Below are 18833 nucleotides of genomic sequence, written 5' to 3'. Positions count from 1 at the left end.
GATCTACCCTGGGCTGCATCTCGCTGCACCGCAGCGCAACGCGCGGGCTTGCCGGACCACAGCCGGTTCTGTGCCGGCCATGTGCGCCAGTTAACCCGATGCTGCGCCCCAGCACAATCCGGATTTACCAAAGGCAGGCTTTTCCCTGAACGATTCGGCCAATCATTTTGGGCCGAAAGGTCATTGTCCACGCAGTGCACCATCGCGCAATCTCATCCCTTGCCGGCCTGCGCACCCGCAGGGCGCGGCGTGGCGGTCGACGAGGGGAGAAGCAGGATGCAGATAGGACGTCGCAGGACCCTGTTACGGCTTGGCGCGGCCTCTTTGGCCGCCGGTGGCGGCATCTCCGGGATCGCCAGCGCGCTCGCGCAAGGCGCCGTGCCCACCGGATACCCCACCAAGCCGGTGCGGCTGGTGGTGCCTTATCCGGCGGGGGGCGCCACCGACGTGCTCGCCCGCGCCATTGCCGCGCCGCTTGGCCAGCAGTGGCAGCGCACGGTGGTGGTGGAAAACCGCCCGGGCGCCAGCGGCATGATCGGTGCCGATGCGGTGGCCAAGGCGCCTGCGGATGGCTACACCTTGCTGCTCACGCTGACCAGCGTGGTGCAGTTGCCCAGCCAGTATGCAAAGCCGCCTTTCGACCCGATGCGCGACCTGGTCGCGCTGTCGGAGCTGGCGACTTCGCACCTGGTGGTGGCCGCCAATTCGTCCATGCCCGGCAGCCTCGCCGAGGTGGTGCAGATGGCGAAGGGCAAGCCGAAAGGGTATTCCTACGGCACCTACGGCACCGGCAGCGGCGCGCACCTCTATATGGAGGTGTTTACCGGCGCCGCCGGTGTCGACATGATCCATGTCCCCTACAAGGGCGAGGCGCCGTTGCTCAACGACCTGCTGGGCGGCCAGGTATCGGTGGGCACCATCTCCGTGATGGGGATCAAGCCGCATGTGCGCACCGGCCGCCTGCGCGCGCTGGCGGTGGTGGGCAACACCCGGGCGCCCATGCTGCCCGAGGTGCCGACCTTCCAGGAGCTGGGCTACAGCGGCCTGGACGGGCCTGGCTGGTTCGGCCTGTTTGCCCCGGCCGGCACGCCGCGGCCGATCGTGGACAAGGTTTCGGCGGACGTGAACGCCATCCTGGCCACGCCCGATATCCGGCAGCGCATGACCGACCTTGGCGTGATCGTCAAAGGCACCCGGCCGATGGAGTTCGCCGAGGTGGCGCGCGCCGACCAGGCTTACTGGAACGGCGTGATCCGCAAACTCAATATCCGGCTCGACTGAGCCCACAGCATTTCCCAACTCTCTCGTGCCCGTTCGGGCCGGATTCAGGAGCAGCGATGCAGCACACGCGCCGCAAGGCATTGCAGCAGATTGGAGCCGGCGCCCTCGCCGCCGGCGGCCTGGGCCTGGGGCTGAGCCCGGCGCGTGCCGACGCTTTCCCGGCCAAGCCCGTGCGGCTGGTGGTGCCCTACCCCGCGGGCGGCGCCACCGATGTGCTGGCACGCGCGATTGCCGAGCCGCTCGGCAAGATGTGGCAGCGCCCCATCGTGGTGGAGAACCGCCCGGGCGCCAGCGGCATGATCGGCGCCGACGCCGTGGCCAAGGCCGATGCCGACGGCCATACCGCGCTGCTTACCATCACCACGCTGGTCCAGGCCCCCAGCCTCTACGCCAAGGCGCCGTTCGACCCGGTGCGCGATTTTGCCCCGGTGTCCAATCTTGGCACCACCAGCCTGGTGTTCGCGGTGCACAACTCGGTGCCCGCCACGACGCTGGCCGAATTCATCGCGCTGGTGAAGTCCAGGCCAAGGCAGTTCAACTATGGCTCCTACGGCACCGGCTCAAGCGGCCATCTCTACTGCGAAGTGTTCAACGAGGCGGCGGGGCTGGACATGACCCACGTGTCGTACAAGGGCGAGGCGCCGGAACTGAACGACCTGCTGGGCGGGCAGATCCCCGCGGCGATCATCTCGGTGATGGGCGCGCGCCCGCACGTGGCAACCGGTCGCCTGCGCGCGCTGGCGGTGACCGGCCCCGCGCGCGCGCCGCAGTTGCCAGACGTGCCGACCTTTCGCGAGTCTGGCATCGCGGGCATGGATTCGATGGGCTGGTTCGGGCTGTTGCTGCCGGCCGCCGCGCCGCGCCCGGTGATCGAAAAGTTCTCTTCGGACGTCAACCGCGTGCTGGCCATGCCCGCCGTGCGCGCACGCATGAACGACATGGGCGTGGTGCTTGCCGGCAGCACGCCCGATGCCTTCGCCGAGACCATGCGCAGCGATTACGCGCGCTGGGGCAAGGTCATCCGCACCCGCAACATCCGCCTTGATTAACGCCATCTCCACGCACGCCGGGCCGGTGGCGACCGGCAATTCTCCCACTTTGTGTTTCTTATGAATCAAGCTGCTTCTGCTACCCACGCCGCGGCCTACCGTTCTCCCCACTGGCCTGCGGGCATGCCCGCCGAGGTGTGCGTGCCGCGCACCAGCCTGGCCTACAACGTCGAGGTGGCCGCCCGGCGCTATCCGGACAAGACCGCGATCCAGTATTTCCATACGGCCATCTCCTACGCCAGCCTGCATGCGCAGATCGAGCGCATGGCCGGCTACCTGCAGCAGGCTTGCGGCGTGGCGCCGGGCGACCGCGTGATGCTGTTCAGCCAGAACTGCCCGCAGTTCATCGTGGCCTACTACGCCATCCTGCGTGCCGAGGCGGTGGTCGTGCCAGCCAATCCGATGTGGCTGACCGGGGAACTCGAACACGTGGCCGCGGACAGCGGCGCGGTAGCGGCCTTCGTCGCGGCGGAGCTTTATCCGCAGATCGCGCCGCTGCATGGCGCCAGGCTGGCGCATGTCATCGTGCATCAGTACGGGGAGATGCTCGAGGCCGCCGGCGGCACCGACGGCTTGCCCGCCTGGCTTTGCGAGCGTGCCCCGTTGCCCGCCAGCGCACCCGCAGGCGCCACGCTGGCGACCTGGGCGCAGGCCGACGCCGCGGGCCATGCCCCGCGCGCGCATGAGGCCGGCTACGACACGCTGTGCATGCTGGCCTACACTTCGGGCACCACTGGCCATCCCAAGGGCTGCATGCATACGCACGGCACGCTGATGAGCGCGGCGGTGGGCTCGCAGCTGTGGCGCAGCGCCAGCCCGCAGAGCGTGTGCTTGTCGGTCGCGCCGATGTTCCATCTGCTGGGCATGCAGAACGGCATCCACGCGCCGCTTTACCTGGGCGCCACCATCGTGCTGCTGCCGCGCTGGGATCGCGTGGCAGCAGCAGACCTGATCGAGCGCTACCAGGTTTCCACCTGGGGCGCGCCGCCCGCCATGCTGGTGGACTTCTTCGCGCAGCCGGGCATCGGTGAGCGCAATCTCTCGAGCCTTGCCTACCTGGGCGGCGGTGGGGCCGCCATGCCGGACGCCGTGGCCACCATGCTGCAGGAGCGCTTTGGCCTGCCATACGTGGAGGCGTACGGCCTGACCGAGACCGCCGCCTTCCTGCTGTCCAATCCGCGCCACCGGCCCAAGCGCGAATGCCTGGGCATCGCCACGTTCGGCGTGGACGCGCGCGTGATCGACCCGCACACCCTGGCCGAGCTGCCGCAGGGCGAGCTGGGCGAGATCGTGGCCCATGGCGCGCAGGTCATGCGCGGCTACTGGCGCAACCCGCAGGCCGACGCGGAATCGTTCATCGAGATCGATGGCAAGCGCTTCCTGCGCACCGGCGACCTCGGCTTCATGGATGAGGAAGGCTATTTCTTCATGCGCGACCGGCTCAAACGCATGATCAACGCATCCGGCTTCAAGGTCTGGCCGGCGGAGGTGGAGAACCTGCTCTACGGGCATCCCGCCATCCACGAAGCCTGCGTGATCGCCGCGCGCGACGCGCGCCGCGGCGAGACCGTCAAGGCCGTGGTGGCGCTCAAGCCGGCCGCGCGCGGCACGCCCGAGGCCAGCGCCGAGCAGATCATGGCGTGGTGCCGCGAGCGGCTGGCGGCCTACAAGGTGCCGCGCATTGTCAGTTTTGTCGATGCCTTGCCCAAATCGGCCACCGGCAAGATCCAGTGGCGGGCACTGCAGGAGCTGGAGCAGGACCAAGGCGGAGATCAACCGGCCGCCGCCGGCAGCGTGGCCTGAACCAGAACAACGAGAACAACGAGAACGATGGGAGACATCATGAAGACATCGAGACGAAACTGGCTGGGCCAGGCGGCAGTGCTGGGCGGCGGTGCATTGCTGGGCGGATGGCAGTGGCCCGCGCAGGCGCAGGGCACCTATCCGGCGCGGCCCATCCGCATGGTGGTGCCTTATCCCGCCGGCGGCGGCACCGATACCATCGCACGCATGATCGGCCAGCGCCTGACCGAGGCCTGGGGCCAGCCGGTGGTGGTTGACAACAAGCCCGGCGCCAGCGGCATGCTCGGCAACGACATCGTGGCCAAGGCCCCGCCCGACGGCTACGCGATGCTGCTCGGCATCACCGCCATGATCCAGTCGCCCAGCCTGTACAAGCGCATCCCGTACGACGTGGCCCGCGACTTCGCGCCGGTTTCACTGCTGGCCAGGTCCTCCGACCTGTTCGTGGTGCCCAACCGGGTGGCGGCCACCACGCTCGCCGAGTTCGTGGCCCTGGCCAAGGCCGGCAAGCTCAGCTACGGCTCCTACGGCAACGGCACCTCCTCGCATTTGCATGGCGAACTGCTCAAGATGCAGGCGCACGTGGACCTTGCACACATTCCTTACAAAGGCGCCGCGCCGCTGATGAGCGACGTGCTGGGCGGACAGGTGGATTCGGCGTTTGTCGATGTGACCTCGGCCAATAGCTACCTGAATAGCGGCAAGTTCAAGATCCTCGCCATCACGGGCACCCAGCGCTACAAATCGATTCCCTCGGTGCCGACTTTCGCCCAGGCCGGCTTCTCCGGGTTTGAGCCGAACGGCTGGTTCTCGATGTTCCTGCCCGCCAATACGCCGCGCGACGTGGTTACCCGGCTCTCCACCGAGATCGCCCGCATTGTGCGGCTCCCGGACATCTCGCAAAAGCTGGTGGCGATGGGGCTGCAGCCGGTGGGCTCGTCCCCGGAGGAACTGGCCGCGGTGATCGCGACGGACACGCCCAAGTGGGCGCGCATCGTCCGCGACGCCAACATCCAGCTTGACTGAAGCGCCGATTTTATGACTGCTACCGCATATATTCACCGGGGCCACCCAGAGGAGTTCGCCATGGAGACCATTCGCTACGCCGTTGCCGACGGGGTTGCCACCCTCACGCTTGACTTCCCGAAGCGCAAGAACGCGCTGAACGGCACCATGCGCCGCGAGATCGGCGAGGTCGTGCACCAGTTGCGCCAGGACACCAGCGTGCGCGCGCTGATCCTCACCGGCGCGGGCACGGATTTCTGTTCCGGCGGCGACATCAGCTCGATGCAGGGCGAAATCAGCGCTGAGCAGGGCCGCCAGCGCCTGGCTGCGATCCATCCGTGGCTGGAAGACCTGATCCACCTCGACCGTCCCGTGATCGCGGCGGTGGACGGCGCGGCCTATGGCGCCGGCTTCAGCCTGGCACTCGTGGCCGACATCATCCTGGCCACGCCGCGCGCGCGCTTTGGCCTGCCTTTCCTGCGCCTGGGACTGATCCCGGATTGCGGCGTGTTCTACACGCTGCCGCGCATGATCGGCCTGCAGCGCGCCAAGGCGTTGATGTTCTCGATGCGTGAACTGAGCGCCGCAGCGGCGCTGGAGCAAGGCGTCGTGATGGAAATCGTGCCGCCGGAGGCGCTGCAGGCGCGCGCGCTGGCGCTTGCCTCGGCCTTTACCGAAGCCTCGCCGGTGGCGGTTGCGCTGACCAAGAAAGCGCTCAATGCCTCGCTGAACCAGGACCTGCACAGCATGCTGGAGATGGAGGCGGACGGCCAGGGTATCGCTTTCGCCACCGCGTACCGCCAGGAGGCCGCCACGCGCTTCCTGGAAAAGCAGCCGCCGCGCTATCGCTGGCCCGACTGAACAACCCCACAACCCCACAAGCACACAACAACAAGCGCGTGGTGCTGCAACGCAACACCGGTATCACGCGCAACACCGGCAACCATCAAGGAGAACAACATGGGAAATTCCGACAAGAACATGGCGATGGCCGCCCGCAAGGTGCCCTGGATGAGCGAAGACCTGGTCATGTTCCAGGACACCGTACGCCGCTTCGTGGAGCGCGAGCTGGTGCCGAACGAGGCGCGCTGGGCCGAGCGCGGCTACATCGACCGCGAAGTCTGGAACCGCGCCGGCGAGGTTGGCCTGCTGTGCGCCAGCATTCCCGAGGAGTACGGCGGCGGCGGCGGGAACTTTGCCCACGAGGCTGTAATCTGTAACGAAATGGCACGCGCCATTGCCACCAGCCTGGGCAATGGCGTGCACAGCGGCATCGTGGCCCATTACTTGCTCAACTACGGTACCGAGGCGCAGAAGCGCAAATGGCTTCCGCAGATGGCTTCAGGCGCCATGGTGGCCGCCATCGCCATGTCGGAGCCCGGCGCGGGTTCGGATCTCAAGTCGGTACGCACCCGAGCGGTGCGTGAGAAGACCCAGAACGGAGACATCTATCGCATCAACGGTGCAAAAACCTTCATCACCAATGGCTACCATGCCGATCTCGTTTGCGTGGTGGCCAAGACCGATCCCGATGCCGGCACGAAAGGGGTCTCGCTCATCATGGTCGAGACCCGGGACCAGCCTGGCTTCAGGCGCGGCCGCATTCTGGAAAAAATCGGGCAGAAGGGCCAGGACACCGCCGAGTTGTTCTTCGACGACGTGTGCGTGCCGGTGGAGAACCTGCTGGGCGACGAGGAGGGCAAGGGCTTCTATCAACTGATGCAGCAACTGCCGCAGGAGCGCATGATCATCGCCCTTGGTGCGGTGGCGAGCATGCAGCGCGCGATCGAGCTCACCACCGACTACGTACGCGAGCGGCAGGTGTTTGGAAAACCGCTGATCGATATGCAGAACACGCGCTTCAAGCTGGCGGAGTGCAAGACCGAGGCGACCATTGCCGCCACGTTCGTCGATGATTGCATGGTGCGCTTGCTGAGGGGCGAGCTCGATGCACCCACCGCGGCCATGGCCAAGTGGTGGTGCTCGCAGAAGAACTGCGAAATCATCGACGAATGCCTGCAACTGCATGGCGGGTACGGCTATATGCTCGAATACCCGATCGCGCGCATGTACGCGAACGCGCGGGTCAGCAAGATTTATGGCGGCTCCAACGAAATCATGAAGGAGCTGGTGGCCCGCACGCTGTGATGGCGGGCGCTGGGCTGCGCGATTAGCCGCTCATGCCAATGTCGTAGTGCGTTGGAAGTAGGCTGGCCGCAAAGCCCCGCGCAGCGCGGGTTGCGAGGGGAAGAGCGCGTATTCCGTTACAAAAGCAGCTGTGCACGGAATATCGGAAAGGTGTAATGTGTGTCACAAGACATGGTTCAAATGCCCGTCGCGAGTGGGGCCTGGAGTGGTGGTACGGTGAGCCGAGCTGATTCGTTGCGCCGTTGCAAACGCAGTTGAAAAGTTCGTCAACCGACTCTCAGCCTTCGCCGTTATTTGACTATGATGAAGTAAAGATTTCGCAACATGGCAGCACCGCCAAGCCGGGGTGGCGGAGCCGCAAAAGCTGCCGCGAGATCTTAGGTTGTAGTAGATCTACCTTCGCCTCGGACGGGACTCTGACGGGAGTGAGGTATGGACATTTTCGGCCACTACGCCACACGCTTCGAAGCTCGCAAGGAAGAGGAATACAGCATCCAGGAGTATCTGGATATCTGCAAGAAGGATCCTTCCGCGTATGCGACCGCGGCCGAGCGCATGCTCGCCGCCATTGGTCAGCCTGAGCTGGTGGACACCCACCACGACCCTCGGCTGTCCCGCCTGTTCTTCAACAAGGTCATCAGGATTTATCCGGCCTTCCGCGAGTTCTACGGCATGGAAGACACGATCGAGCAGATCGTCGCCTTCTTCAAGCACGCCGCGCAGGGACTCGAGGAGCGCAAGCAGATCCTCTACCTGCTCGGGCCTCCCGGAGGCGGCAAGTCCTCACTGGCGGAAAAACTCAAGGCGCTGATGGAGCAGGTTCCCATCTACGCGCTGAAGGGTTCGCCCATCCATGAATCGCCGCTCGGGCTGTTCTCCCCCGAGGAAGACGGCAAGATCCTGGAAGAGGACTACGGCATCCCGGTGCGCTATCTCAACACCATTGCCTCGCCCTGGGCGGTCAAGCGCCTGCACGAGTTCAACGGCGACATCACGCGCTTTCGCGTGGTCAAGCTGCGCCCCTCGGTGCTGTCGCAGATTGCGATCTCCAAGACGGAGCCGGGCGACGAGAACAACCAGGACATTTCGTCGCTGGTGGGCAAGGTCGATATCCGCAAGCTGGAGGATTTCCCGCAGGACGATCCGGACGCTTACTCGTATTCCGGCGGGCTGTGCCTGGCCAACCGCGGGCTGCTCGAGTTCGTGGAAATGTTCAAGGCCCCGATCAAGGTGCTGCACCCGCTGCTGACCGCCACCCAGGAGGGCAACTACAAGGGCACCGAAGGCTTCGGCGCGATCCCCTTCGACGGGGTCATCCTCGCGCACTCGAACGAAGCCGAGTGGACAACCTTCAAGGCCGACAAGAACAACGAGGCTTTCCTCGACCGGATCTACATCGTCAAGGTGCCGTACTGCCTGCGCGTGTCCGAGGAGGTGAAGATCTACGACAAGCTGTTGCGCAGCAGTTCGCTGTCGGCCGCGCCGTGCGCGCCCAACACCTTGAAGATGATGGGACAGTTCGCCGTGCTCACCCGCATCAAGGAGCCGGAGAATTCAAACATCTTCTCCAAGATGCGTGTCTATGACGGCGAGAGCCTGAAGGATGTCGACCCCAAGGCCAAGTCGTACCAGGAGTATCGCGACTACGCCGGCATCGATGAAGGCATGAACGGCTTGTCCACGCGTTTCGCCTTCAAGGTATTGTCGAAGGTCTTCAACTTCGACAATACCGAGGTAGCCGCCAATCCGGTGCACCTGCTCTATGTGCTTGAGCAACAGATCGAGCGCGAGCAGTTCCCGCCGGAGCAGGAAGCCAAGCTGCGGTCGTACATCAAGGAGTATTTGACCGCACCGTTCGTGGAGTTCATCGGCAAGGAGATCCAGACCGCTTACCTGGAGTCATACTCCGAATACGGCCAGAACATCTTCGATCGCTACGTGGTGTTTGCCGACCTGTGGATCCAGGACCAGGAATATCGCGACCCGAATACCGGCGAGATTCTCGATCGCAACGCGTTGAACGACGAGCTTGAGAAAGTCGAGAAGCCCGCGGGGATATCCAACCCCAAGGACTTCCGCAACGAGATCGTCAACTTCGTGCTGCGCGCGCGGGCCAACAACGCGGGCAAGAACCCCGCGTGGACCAGCTACGAGAAGTTGCGCATGGTGATCGAGAAGCGCATGTTCTCTACCACCGAAGACCTGTTGCCCGTGATCTCGTTCAACGCCAAATCCTCTCGCGAGGATCAGGACAAGCACGCGAACTTCGTCAACCGCATGGTTGAGAAGGGATACACCGCGAAGCAGGTCCGCTTACTTGTGGAGTGGTATTTGCGCGTAAGAAAATCATCGTAACGGCGCCTGAACGAGGCCTCTAAACGAGGGCAAGCATATGGCCACGGTCATCGATCGGCGCGAGAACGGCGGCAACAAGAGTGCCGTCAACCAGCAACGCTTCATCAAACGCTACCGCGAACAGATACGCCAGGCGGTAGCGAAGGCGGTGTCCGGCCGGAAGATCATGGACATCGAGCAAAGCGGGCAGGTGTCCATTCCGGTCAAGGACATCTCCGAGCCCGCCTTTCACCACGGCCAGGGCGGCCGGCGGGAGTGGATCCACCCGGGCAACAAGAAATTCGTCCGGGGGGACAGCTTCGACCGCCAGCAGCAAGGTGGGGGTGGGGGCGGCTCCAAGGCGAGCGATTCGGGTGAAGGCGAGGATGATTTCGTCTTCAGCCTGTCGCGCGAGGATTTCCTCAATTTCTTCTTCGAGGACATGGCGCTGCCGGACATGGCCAAGCGCCACCTTGCCAAGATCGCCGAGGTCCGCAAGGTCCGGGCTGGCTTCTCGATCGACGGCACGCCGTCCAACCTGTCCATCCTGCGCACGATGCGAAGCTCGCTCGGGCGGCGCATTGCCTTGTCCAGTCCTTACCAGAAAAAGCTCGCGGTGCTGGAGCAGGAGTATGGCGAGGTGCTGGAGCAGGACGGGCCTTACTCGGCACGGGCGCTGGAGCTGATGAAGGAAATGCGCCACCTGCGCGCCCGCGTGGAGCGCGTGCCCTTTATCGAAAAGCTCGACCTGCGCTACAACAACCGTGTGCTGAAAAAGCGCCCGCAGGCACAGGCGGTGATGTTCTGCCTGATGGATGTGTCCGGGTCCATGGATGAGAGCCGCAAGGATCTCGCCAAGCGCTTTTTCATGCTCTTGTACCTCTTTCTCAAGCGCAACTACGATCGCATCGACGTGGTGTTCATTCGTCATCACACGGTGGCCAAGGAAGTGAACGAGGAAGATTTCTTCCATTCGCGTGAATCCGGTGGTACGGTCGTATCGAGCGCGCTCAAACTGATGGTCGAGGTAATTCACGACCGCTATCCCGCCAGCCAGTGGAATATCTACTGCGCCCAGGCCTCGGACGGCGACAACTGGGCGGGTGACTCGGAGTTGTGCGGGCGCTTGCTGCGCGAGTCCATCCTGCCTCTGGTGCAGTACTACGCCTATGTGGAAGTGGCTTCGGAAGAGCCGCAGAACCTGTGGGAAGAGTATGTGGCGGTCAAGGACCGGCATGAGAACTTCGCCATGCAGCGCATCATCGGGGCGGACGAGATCTACCCCGTGCTGCATGACCTGTTCCAGAAGAAGGCGGCATGGCCATCCAGCCGCTGAAGCCGCCCTGGTTTCTTTGCAGGTGTTTTCCCCTCTCCCGCTTTGCGGGAGAGGGGCGCAACCCTAGCTTCACCCGCAACGGGGGTCGTAAATGGCATATCTCTCTACCGGCTCGGAGTGGACCTTTGAGCTGATCCAGCGTTATGACCGCGAAATCGCACGCATTGCCGGCGACTTCGGTCTGGACACCTATCCCAACCAGGTTGAGATCATTACCGCGGAGCAGATGCTCGATGCCTATGCGTCGTCCGGCCTGCCGGTGGGCTACAGCCATTGGTCGTACGGCAAGCATTTCCTCGCGTCCGAGCGCAGCTACCAGCGCGGGCACATGGGCCTGGCCTACGAGATCGTCATCAACTCGAATCCCTGCATCGCATACCTGATGGAGGAGAACACCATGCCCATGCAGGCGCTGACCATCGCGCACGCCTGTTACGGCCACAACTCCTTCTTCAAGGGCAACTACCTGTTCCGCACCTGGACCAATGCCGACGCCATCATCGACTACCTGCTGTTCGCCAAGAACTATGTAGCCGAATGCGAGCAGCGCTACGGCGAGCAGGAAGTGGAACTGCTGCTGGATTCCTGCCACGCACTGCAGAACTACGGCGTGGACCGCTACAAGCGGCCCAAGAAGCTCTCCATTGCCGAGGAGCAGGCGCGCCAGACCGAGCGGGAGAGCTATCTGCAGATGCAGGTCAACGACCTGTGGCGCACCCTGCCCAAGCACCGCGCGCACGCGCTGGAAGACGATGAAGGGTTCGAGCGCGACGCCGCCTTCCCGCCGGAGCCGCAGGAAAACCTGCTCTACTTCATCGAGAAGAACGCGCCCAAGCTGGCGCCGTGGCAACGCGAGATCGTGCGCATCGTGCGCAAGATCGCGCAGTACTTCTACCCGCAGCGCCAGACCAAGGTCATGAACGAAGGCTGGGCCACGTTCTGGCACTACACCATCCTGCACCAGCTGTACGAAGAAGGCCTGGTCAACGACGCCTTCATGATGGAACTGCTGCAGGCGCACACCAATGTGATTTACCAGCCGCCATACAACAGCCCCTACTACAGCGGCCTCAACCCGTACACCGTGGGCTTCCTGATGTTCCAGGACCTGCGCCGCATGTGCGAGCACCCGACCGAGGAAGACTACCGCTGGGCGCCGGAGTTTGCCGGCAGCGACTGGCGCAAGACGCTCGACTTCGCCATGCGCAACTTCAAGGACGAGAGCTTCCTGCTGCAGTTCCTGTCGCCGCGCGTGATCCGCGAGCTCAAGCTGTTCTCCGTGCTCGACGACGACCGCGAAGGCAAGCTGCGCGTGACCGCCATCCATGACGACGAAGGCTACCGGAATATCCGCCAGTTGCTGGCCAACCAGTACGACCTGTCGAACATGGAGCCCAACATCCAGATTACCAATGTGGATGTGGGCGGAGACCGCTCCCTGACCCTGCGCCACCTGCAGAACGACCGCCGCCCGCTGGCGCAGAACTTCGACGAGGTGATCCGCCACGTCACGCGGCTGTGGGGCTTTACGGTGCGCCTGGAAGTGGCCTATGAAGATGGCCGGCGCGAATCCAAGTACGAATGCAAGCCGGAGCGCCGGCATCGCAAGGCGGCTTGAGCGGGCATCGCAGCGTCAGCCTGCGCGGGCGGTGGATGACACCGCCCGCATGATGGCCTGCGCGGCCCATAAGCCGGTGGCCGCGGCAGCGTCCGTGTAGGGCGCATTCACGTAGTCCCCCGCCAGGAAGACCCGTTGCCGCGATGCCGGCGCACGGCTGCGGTACGCCAGCACGTCGGCGGCGCGGCCGACCGGCACCGTGGGCATCGCCTGCGCCCAGCGCGTGATCAGGCAGTCCCGTAATTGCCGCGAGATGCCCGGCAGGTAATGCTCGACCTCGGGCAGCACGTCGGCGAGGATTTGCGCATCGCTCGCGCCCAGCCGATCCGCGGCGGCGCGGTCTTCCAGCATGACCTGGATGACTTGCCCATGTCCGCCGGCGGGACGCGCCAACGGGTGCTTGCCGGCGTCCAGCGCCAGCGCGGCCACGTATCGGCGCTCGGCACGCGGCACCAATACGCCGTAGACGCCCGCCAATGCCGCCGGCACATGAAACCCCGGCCGTGTGAGCAAGGACAGGTTGATGGTGCGGCTGTAGGGCGTCGCCAGCAGGCGGCGCTCCAGCGCATCCCCGCCTGTCCAGGCTTGCCGGGCAACGGGTGCCGGCAGGGCGCACACCACGTAGTCGGCCGTGGCTTCGAAGCCCGCGCCGCTCACCACCACGCCCGCGTCCTGCTGGCGGATCGAGTCGACCTGCCGCCCGGTCTCCACCTGCAACGTGCGCGCCAGCGCGCGTGGCAGGCTTTGCATGCCGCCGGCCAGCGAAGTGTTGGCACAGCGGCGCCAGCCGAAGCCGCTGGCCAGCAGCATCAGCGCGGCGGAGGACGATTCGGGCGTGAGGAAATAGAACCCCTGCAACAGCGGCTCCGTGACATAGGCGAGCGCCTCGCGGCAACCACGCTGGCCAAGCCATTCGCTGGCGGAACCCGCATCGTAGCGCGCCCATTGGCCAAGGTCGTCGAGCGGCAGCGTGCGCAGCGCGCGGCCTTCGCGGCCCAGCGCCAGCCCCAGGCGCAGCCAGGCCGGCAATCCGAGCAGGCCGCTGCGCAGCGGGTCCAGCAAGCTTTGCGCGCGCACGCGGCGCGGCCGGCCTTGGCGCACCACCGCGTTGAGGTCGCTGGCGGCCAGCAGGCAGTCATCCGGGCCGCCGTCCGGGCCGCCGTCCAGGCCGAGTCGCTTCGCCAGCGCCGGCAGCACCGTGTAGCCGCTCGACAGGAATTGTGCGCCGCACTCGATGCCATGCGGCCCGAGGGTTTCGCTGCGCATGCGGCCGCCGACATCCCCGGCGGCCTCGAACACGCGCACCCGCGCGCCGGCGCGGGCGAGCGCATCGGCCGCGCACAGCCCGGCAATGCCGGCGCCGGCCACGATCACATCGGGGGCGCGGTGTGGGCCGGGTGAATGCACCGGCAGCGCCGATGCGGGCGGGAAGAGTGGAACAGGCGGAACAGGCGGAACGGGTGAAGGCAAGGAAGTGGCATGCATGGTCTGGGACTTGTCCGGTTAGCCCGTGCTTGGGGCACCGTGCGACAATCTATCGGCTTGCCGCGTCCCAGCCAATTCGCTTTCTCCTCAGATTCCATCATGTCCGCCGCCACCGAACCGCCGAAGCGCCGCCAGCCCTCGCAGCAGCGCGCGCAACATACCGTCCAAGCCATCTTGCAAGCCGCGGCGCAACTGTTTGCCGAGCACGAGATGCGTGCCCAGCCCGAGCCCACCACCGAGCAGATTGCTGCGCTGGCTGGGGTTTCGGTTGGCTCGCTTTACCAGTACTTTGCAGACCGCGCGGCAATTGGCCGCACCTTGATCGAGCACCAGCGCGAGGCGGCGCTGGTGGCCCTGGAAACGATGCTGGCCGAACGCCTGGCCGCCATGCCGGCAGCGGCGGGCCTGGCGGAGCCGCAAGCCGCGCGCGCTGCTCTGCGGGCCTATGTGCAGGCCTATGTGCTCAGCTTCGGTGGCTACGACGCGCATAGCCGCGCGCTGGCCCGCCTGGCCTGGCGCCATGATCGCGACGAGGATGCCGCGGCGGCACTGCGCCTGGCCAGCGAACGGATCGGCGCGCAGTTGCAGGCGCTGGGCATGAGCGCGCTGCGCTTGCCCGCCCCGGCCCAGATGTTCGCGCTCACACGGGCCTTGTTCGGGGTAGTGCGCTCGGCCGCGCTGGAGCGATCGCCCTTGCTCGGCAGCCCGGCCCTGGAGGACGAACTGGTTCGCCTGTGCTGGAGCCTGCTGCAGCGCGAACCCGACGCCGGCTGATCCTGGCCGGCCCCGGTCCCGTCCGGGGCTCAGGCCGCGTCGGTGCTCCAGCTTCGGGCCAGATCGACCACGCCCGTTCCAGGCTGGCCGCACACTGCCTCGCCCACCACCCTTGCCCAGTAAGCCTGCGACCCGTCCGCCAGCTGCCAGGCATGCAGGCGGCGGGTGTAGATCTGCAGGTCGTACTCCTCGGTGATGCCGATGGCGCCGTGCACGGCATGCGCGATGGCGGCCACTGGCGTGACGGCTTCGCTGGCGTTGAGCTTGCCGATGGCCGCGCGCAGCGGGTCCGGCTGCCAGCCGCCACCGGCGCAGGCGATCTGCGCGGCCATGCGCGCGGCGGTGACATGTTCTGCCATCACGCTGATCTGGTGCTGGATGGCCTGGAACTTGCCGATGGCGCGGCCGAACTGCTGGCGGTCGTTGGCATATTGCAGCGTCATGTCGAACACATGCGACATGGCGCCGGCCAGCTGCACAGCGTGCAGGCAGGCCCCGATCTGGCGCAGCGTGCCCGCGGGCAGCGTGAACGGTGGCAGTCCGTGCGATGCGGGGCGCGGCAGGACCACGGCCAGATCCGCATGGGCGCCGGTCGCACGCACTTGCGCGCGGGCGCGCGGCAGCAGCATGCATTGCGTGCCTTCCTGCACCAGGAACCAGGCCGCCTGCGCGCCGCCTGCGACGAGGACCGCATCCGTGGCGTCCTCTTCCATAGCGAAGCTCGCCAGCGCGATGGGCTCGGCCGGCACCGCCAGCCCGGCGGCGTGCAGCAGCGCACGCGCGAACAAGGTCTGGCCCAGCGGCACAGGCAGCGCGCGGCGGCCCAGCGCGAACAGCACCGGCGCCAGTTCGTCCAGCCGCAAGCCCGCCCCGCCGGCCGCCTCGGGCAGCAGGCAATCGGCAAAGCCGCTGTCTTGCAGTGACTGCCACAGGGGCAGGTGGTCTTCGCCGCGTTCTATGGCGCGGATGACGGCGGGCGTGCAGCAGTCGCGCAGCACGCTGTCGAGCGCGTCCGAGTAAGCGTTATGCATAGGGAACTCCGGTTCAGCGCAGGCCAAGGCCCCGGGCGATCATGCCGCGCAGGATCTCGCGCGTGCCGCCGCGCAGCGAATAGGACGGGGCGACCTGGCTGACGTAGGCCAGGGTGCGGTACAGGTCGGGGTCGGCGGCGAGGTGTGGATCGTCGCCTAGCGCGGCCTGTGCCAGTGCCGGAATGGACTGCTCGAACTCCGTGCCCAGGTCCTTGACCAGCGCGGCTTCCACTACCGGACTCTCGCCTGCGGCAAGCCGGGCGGTCACCGCCAGCGACATGGCCCGCAGCACCGCCAGCCGGCCAGCCAGCCGGCCGATGGTGACGGTGTCGCGCCGCGCGGCCGGCGCGCGCCGCAGCGCCGCGATCCAGGTATCGAGCAGCACCACGCTGGAGTACAGCCGCTCCGGCCCGCTGCGCTCGAAGGCCAGCTCCGCGTTGACCTGCTCCCAGCCGCTGCCTTCGCGGCCCACCAGGGCTGCTTCAGGCAGCATCACGTCCTCGAAGCTGACTTCGGAGAAATGCGCGTCGCCGGCCAGGTCGCGGATCGGGCGCACGGTCACGCCCGGCGCGGCCAGGTCGATGATGACCTGCGACAAGCCGCGCTGGCGGTCCTCACCCGTGCCGGAGGTGCGCACCAGCGCCAGCATGTAGTGGCAGCGATCGGCGTTGGTCGTCCAGATCTTGCGGCCGTTCAAGCGCCAGCCACCGTCCGGCTGCGGCGTGGCGCGGGTCGCGACGCTGGCCAGGTCGGAGCCGGAGTTGGGCTCGCTCATGCCGATGCAGAAGAAGGCCTCGCCCTTGCAGATGCGCGGGAGGTAGAAGGCCTTCTGCGCGTCGCTGCCGTAGCGCAGGATCAGCGGCCCGCTCTGGCGGTCGGCGATCCAGTGGGCCGAGACCGGCGCGCCGCAGGCCAGCAGTTCCTCCACCAGCACGAAGCGCGAGAACGGATCGAGCCCGGCGCCGCGATATTGCGCGGGCAAGGTGATGCCCACCCAGCCGCGCCGCGCCAGCGCGCGGCTGAAATCGGCGTTGAAGCCCATCCATGAACGGGCGCGGATCTCGGGCGCAAGGGCTGGCAGGTGTTCGGCCAGGAATGCCTTCACCTCGCGGCGGAAGGCGGCAGCGGCCGGCGGCAAGGCAGTCAGCTGGAACGTGCTGGGCAGTGAAGTCAAGACAGGGGTCTCCGTGTGGCTAGCGGCCGGCCAGCAAGCGCCGGGCGGAATACGTCATGACACGCTCATGGCGCTGGTTGAAGACTTCGATGTCCGAGTCCACCACGGCGCGGCCGTTGCGCGAAGTGGGGCGGATGCCGGTCACCGTGACCGTGGCCCAGATGGTGTCGCCCACCATCACCGGGGCATGGATCTTCTGCGTCAGCTCCAGCATGGCCAGCCCCGTGCCCTGGATCATGGTCTGCAGGATGAAGCCTTCGATCATGGCGTAGGTCAGCGCGGCGGGCACGGGCCGGCCATGGATGGCGCCGCTTTCATAGCCCGCTTCGATAAAGATCGCTTCCAGCATGCCGGTGACCGAAATGAAGTTGATCAGGTCGGTCTCGGTCACGGTGCGGCGGAAGGTCTGGAAGGCCTGGCCTTCCTTGATGTCTTGCCAATAAAAGCCCTGGCCGAGGCGGGGGAGTTGGGTATGGGGCACGGCGTCTCCTGTTGAGGGCCGCCATCGGCGGCCGGCTTCCTTTATGTTAGGAGCGGGAATGCGGCAGGGTTAGGCATTAGTGGCCGGCGACGCACAATAGGCCGCGCCGGTGCGGCCCAGCTCATCGATCTGCTCACCGCTCAGGCCCGCTTCGCCAAGCAGGCTGCGGGTGTGCTGGCCCAGGCGTGGCGGCAGCGCGCTCGCCGCGCGCTGGCCGTCAAAGCGCACCGGAGCGCCGGTAAAACGCAGCGTGCCCATGGCCGGGTCCTCCAGCGTGTCGAAGAAGCCCGTGGCGCGCAGGTGCGGGTCATCCACCAGCTCGGCGAGCTGGTTGACCCGCGCCACCGGGATCTGCAGCGTTTCGCATAGCGCCAGCCAGGCGGCGGTGGTGCGCGTGCGCACGATCTCGCCGGTCAGCTCATAGAGGGTTTCGATATGCTGCGTGCGCGCGGCGATGCCGGCAAAGCGCGGGTCGGCGGCCAGGTCGGGCCGGCCCGCGGCGGTGAAGAAGTCGCGCCAGTGCGCATCGGTGTACGGCATCATGCAGACGTGGCCGTCGGCGCTCTGGTAGGGCCGGCGCAGCGGCGCCAGCACGCGCGGATAGCCGGTGGGCCCGCGCGGCGGCTCGAAGTGCTGGCCATAGAGATGCTCGACCAGGTTGAAGGCCACCATCGATTCGAACATCGGCACTTCCACCAGGGTTCCCTTGCCGCCCTGGCGCTCGCGCCCGGCAATGGCGGCCGAGATCGACAGCGCCGCCACCAGAGCGCTGGTCTTGTCGGCCGCGATGGTGGGGAAGTAGCGCATGGTGCCGGTCTGCGCGGCCATCAACGCGGCATTGCCGGACAGGCCCTGGATGATGTCGTCGTAGGCCGGGCGCCCGCCGTAGGGGCCATCCTCGGCAAATCCCAGCAAGCTCACGTAGACCAGGCGCGGGTGGCGCGCCATCACGTCGGCGGGGTCCAGCCCGAGGCCGGCCAGTTTTTGCGGGCGCATGCTGTGCATGAACACATCGGCGCTGGCCAGCAGGCGCTCCAGCGCGGCCTGCGCCGCGGGCAGCTTGAGGTTGAGCACCACGCTTTTCTTGCTGCGGTTCACGCCCAGGAAGATGGCCGACATGCCATCCTCGGCGGCCGGGCCGGTGCGCCGCGTGGAGTCGCCCTCGGGGGGCTCCACCTTGATGACTTCGGCGCCGAGATCGGCTAGCCACTGGCTGGCGTAAGGGCCCATCACGACCGTGGATAGGTCGATCACGCGGATGCCTGAGAGGGGCAACATGCCTGGGTGTCTCCTGTCTGTTCTTGTGCCTGGCTT

General features: G+C 66.3%; 15 protein-coding genes. 10 read left to right on the top strand and 5 right to left on the bottom strand.

What is annotated here, in order from left to right; all coding sequences use genetic code 11:
- The first annotated feature begins 276 nt into the window (after positions 1 to 276).
- The 9 genes from A9975_RS00165 to A9975_RS00125 all read left to right on the top strand — a co-directional run bounded on the left by A9975_RS00165 (position 277) and on the right by A9975_RS00125 (position 12574).
- Positions 277 to 1281 (top strand): tripartite tricarboxylate transporter substrate binding protein, encoded by a 1005-nt coding sequence (locus A9975_RS00165; RefSeq protein ID WP_183030855.1) that lies wholly within the window; start codon positions 277 to 279, stop codon positions 1279 to 1281.
- Positions 1282 to 1337: 56 nt separating this feature from the next.
- Positions 1338 to 2330: a tripartite tricarboxylate transporter substrate binding protein gene (locus A9975_RS00160; protein WP_150985216.1), complete on the top strand. Its 993-nt coding sequence runs from the start codon at positions 1338 to 1340 to the stop codon at positions 2328 to 2330.
- A gap of 60 nt (positions 2331 to 2390) precedes the next feature.
- Positions 2391 to 4133, top strand: coding sequence for a long-chain fatty acid--CoA ligase (locus tag A9975_RS00155; RefSeq protein ID WP_183030854.1), 1743 nt, complete (start codon positions 2391 to 2393; stop codon positions 4131 to 4133).
- Between the two features lie 39 nt (positions 4134 to 4172).
- On the top strand, positions 4173 to 5159 hold the full coding sequence (locus A9975_RS00150) for a tripartite tricarboxylate transporter substrate binding protein (protein WP_183030853.1): 987 nt from the start codon (positions 4173 to 4175) through the stop codon (positions 5157 to 5159).
- Between the two features lie 60 nt (positions 5160 to 5219).
- A complete protein-coding gene (locus A9975_RS00145; protein ID WP_183030852.1) occupies positions 5220 to 5999 on the top strand; it encodes an enoyl-CoA hydratase/isomerase family protein in 780 nt (259 codons plus the stop codon).
- 99 nt (positions 6000 to 6098) lie between these two features.
- On the top strand, positions 6099 to 7286 hold the full coding sequence (locus A9975_RS00140; RefSeq protein ID WP_183030851.1) for an acyl-CoA dehydrogenase family protein: 1188 nt from the start codon (positions 6099 to 6101) through the stop codon (positions 7284 to 7286).
- A gap of 432 nt (positions 7287 to 7718) precedes the next feature.
- Entirely contained in the window at positions 7719 to 9641 is a 1923-nt protein-coding gene (locus A9975_RS00135) for a PrkA family serine protein kinase (protein WP_150985224.1), read from the top strand.
- Between the two features lie 37 nt (positions 9642 to 9678).
- Positions 9679 to 10956, top strand: a complete 1278-nt coding sequence (locus A9975_RS00130; RefSeq protein WP_183030850.1) for a YeaH/YhbH family protein — start codon at positions 9679 to 9681, stop codon at positions 10954 to 10956.
- Positions 10957 to 11047: 91 nt separating this feature from the next.
- Complete coding sequence (locus A9975_RS00125) at positions 11048 to 12574, top strand: SpoVR family protein (RefSeq protein WP_183030849.1); 1527 nt, start codon at positions 11048 to 11050, stop codon at positions 12572 to 12574.
- Positions 12575 to 12589: 15 nt separating this feature from the next.
- Here A9975_RS00125 and A9975_RS00120 read toward each other — a convergent pair whose 3' ends face one another.
- The gene (locus tag A9975_RS00120) at positions 12590 to 13981 is read right to left on the bottom strand and encodes an FAD-dependent oxidoreductase (RefSeq protein WP_183030848.1); all 1392 of its coding nucleotides are present in this window, start codon (positions 13979 to 13981) and stop codon (positions 12590 to 12592) included.
- Between the two features lie 177 nt (positions 13982 to 14158).
- On the opposite strand from A9975_RS00120, the gene A9975_RS00115 reads away from it, so the two are divergent.
- Positions 14159 to 14833, top strand: coding sequence for a TetR/AcrR family transcriptional regulator (locus tag A9975_RS00115; protein WP_183030847.1), 675 nt, complete (start codon positions 14159 to 14161; stop codon positions 14831 to 14833).
- Positions 14834 to 14862: 29 nt separating this feature from the next.
- Here A9975_RS00115 and A9975_RS00110 read toward each other — a convergent pair whose 3' ends face one another.
- The 4 genes from A9975_RS00110 to A9975_RS00095 all read right to left on the bottom strand — a co-directional run bounded on the left by A9975_RS00110 (position 14863) and on the right by A9975_RS00095 (position 18797).
- Positions 14863 to 15864 (bottom strand): acyl-CoA dehydrogenase family protein, encoded by a 1002-nt coding sequence (locus A9975_RS00110; protein ID WP_183030846.1) that lies wholly within the window; start codon positions 15862 to 15864, stop codon positions 14863 to 14865.
- Between the two features lie 13 nt (positions 15865 to 15877).
- Positions 15878 to 17038: an acyl-CoA dehydrogenase family protein gene (locus A9975_RS00105; RefSeq protein ID WP_183030845.1), complete on the bottom strand. Its 1161-nt coding sequence runs from the start codon at positions 17036 to 17038 to the stop codon at positions 15878 to 15880.
- A 19-nt stretch (positions 17039 to 17057) separates the two neighbouring features.
- A complete protein-coding gene (locus tag A9975_RS00100) occupies positions 17058 to 17519 on the bottom strand; it encodes a MaoC family dehydratase (protein ID WP_183030844.1) in 462 nt (153 codons plus the stop codon).
- A gap of 69 nt (positions 17520 to 17588) precedes the next feature.
- On the bottom strand, positions 17589 to 18797 hold the full coding sequence (locus tag A9975_RS00095) for a CaiB/BaiF CoA-transferase family protein (RefSeq protein ID WP_183030843.1): 1209 nt from the start codon (positions 18795 to 18797) through the stop codon (positions 17589 to 17591).
- Positions 18798 to 18833 lie beyond the last annotated feature (36 nt).

The sequence above is a fragment of the Cupriavidus sp. UME77 genome (assembly GCF_014170355.1).
In the GTDB taxonomy this organism is placed as follows: Bacteria; Pseudomonadota; Gammaproteobacteria; order Burkholderiales; family Burkholderiaceae; genus Cupriavidus; species Cupriavidus basilensis.
Note: the sequence above shows the minus strand (reverse complement) of the source record. Positions and strands in the feature narration are given on the sequence as shown.